At 75.1% G+C, this 1717-nt stretch carries 4 protein-coding genes; 2 read left to right on the top strand and 2 right to left on the bottom strand.

The features are described 5' to 3' along the window. Together SSOG_RS54865 and SSOG_RS46820 are read right to left on the bottom strand one after the other, a co-directional pair. Window positions 1-321 (bottom strand): hypothetical protein (locus SSOG_RS54865; protein ID WP_208867366.1); only part of this gene is annotated, 321 nt, incomplete at its 3' end. Between the two features lie 30 nt (window positions 322-351). Next, complete coding sequence (locus SSOG_RS46820; RefSeq protein ID WP_050799912.1) at window positions 352-567, bottom strand: hypothetical protein; 216 nt, start codon at window positions 565-567, stop codon at window positions 352-354. 71 nt (window positions 568-638) lie between these two features. On the opposite strand from SSOG_RS46820, the gene SSOG_RS46815 reads away from it, so the two are divergent. Continuing rightward, entirely contained in the window at window positions 639-1106 is a 468-nt protein-coding gene (locus SSOG_RS46815; protein WP_050799911.1) for a prenyltransferase/squalene oxidase repeat-containing protein, read from the top strand. Beyond that, on the top strand, window positions 1103-1717 hold a 615-nt coding region (locus tag SSOG_RS20715; RefSeq protein ID WP_039938204.1), incomplete at its 3' end, for an FAD-dependent oxidoreductase. The genes SSOG_RS46815 and SSOG_RS20715, both read left to right, overlap by 4 nt.

The raw sequence follows: 1717 nt of genomic DNA, 5'->3' as shown, positions 1-1717 counted from the left end.
CGCGCTGGCCCGGCCCGCCGCGCTGGGCGTCATGCGGGAGGCGTACGAACGGGAGGGCGCGAGCGGCGCGTTCAGCACGGACCCCTGGCTGACCGGCCTCATCTGCGTCGGCACAACCCGCTCCGGCCTCGCGCCGGACATCGTGCGGAACGCCGCCGCCTGGCTGCGGGCGGCGGCCGACGAGGACGGCGGGTGGGAGCTGATGCCGCTGGACGTCACCTGGTCGAGCTTCGCCGTCTCCGCGCTGCTGGAGGCGGGGTACGCGGAGGATCCCCGGCTGCGGGCGACGCGCGCGATGTTCCACGGGCGCCAGCAGAACACCCCGTTCGCCGCCCTCGGCTGCCCGCCCGGCTACTGGGGCTTCTCCAGCGCCCACAGCTGGCCCATGGCGCTGGAGACCGCGGAGATCAGCTCGGTGCTGCTCCGCCTCCCCGGCGGCGGCGGAGACCCCCACGTACGGCGCGGCATCGACTGGCTGACCCGGACGCAGGACTCGGCGGGCTCCAGAAAAAAAAACGAACGCAACAGCCCGCCCGGCTGGTGGGTTTGGGAAGAACACCACATCATCCCCCAAGGCGGTCCGCGCGCTGCTGGACCATTTTTTTTTTTTTTGGGGGGGGGGGGTGTGGTGATTTGCCGTGCGCTGGCTGATCGCGCAACAGCGGGCGGACGGTTCGTACGAGGCCCTGTGGTACCGGGGCCGCACGGCGGGCACGTCGGTGGTGCTGGAGACGCTGTGCCGCACGGTGGGCGCCGGGCATCCGGCGGCCGTACGGGCGGCCGCGTGGCTGCTGCGCACCCAGGCCGACGACGGCTCGTGGGGTGGCGGCGAGGACGCATCCGCCCCGGGCACGGTGGAGGACACGGCCTGGGCGCTGTACGCGCTGCTCGCCGCGGGCCACGACCCCGGATCGCGGCCCGTGACGTCCGCCGCCCGCCATCTGACGGACGCCCAGCGGCCGGACGGCGGCTGGGCCGGATCGCCGGTGAACGAGTACATCCGCTTCTGCTACCGCTATGCGGACGACGTGATCGCCTCCGGGCTCGCGCTCCGCGCCCTGGCCAGGCTGCGGACGGCCACCGCGTCCCCGGAGGGTTCCGTATGAGCGAGAAGAACGCGCGGTACGACGCCGTCGTATGCGGCGCGGGCGCCGGAGGGCTCGCCTCCGCGCACGCCCTTAGGGCGCTGGGCCTGCGCGTCCTCGTGCTCGACAAGCAGCCCCGAATGCGCCCGGTCGCCAAGGGCGAGGTGCTCCAGCCCGGCGCGCTGCGCGTGCTGCGCCGCTGGGGGACCGAACGGCTGCTGGAGCAGCGGGGCGGGGTGCGGCTGGGCCGCCTGGTGGTCCGGGCCCCGGCCGGGACGCCGCTGATGGCGCTGGACTACGGCCGCCTCCCCGAGGGCGACCGGTGGCTGCTCTCCCACGACCACCTGACCATCCTGGACGCGCTGGCCGAGGGCCTCGGCCCGACCGTGGAGGTGCGCCGGGGCGTCCTGGTCGAGGAGGCCCTGCGCGACGGCTCGGGCCGCGTCACCGGCGTGGCGGTCACCGAGGGCGGACGGCGGTACGAGGTCCACGCGCCGCTGACCGTCGCCGCGGACGGCATCTCGTCCCGGCTGCGCCGCGCCGCGGGCATCGACGCCCGGCGCGTGGACTACCCGCACCGGCTGGTGTCGTTCGACCTCGCGGGCGCGCCCCGCCCGGACGACTTCTCGGCG

Source organism: Streptomyces himastatinicus ATCC 53653 (assembly GCF_000158915.1).
GTDB lineage: Bacteria > Actinomycetota > Actinomycetes > Streptomycetales > Streptomycetaceae > Streptomyces > Streptomyces himastatinicus.
The sequence above is the reverse complement of the archived record's forward strand: the minus strand, read 5'-3'. Positions and strand labels throughout refer to the sequence as shown.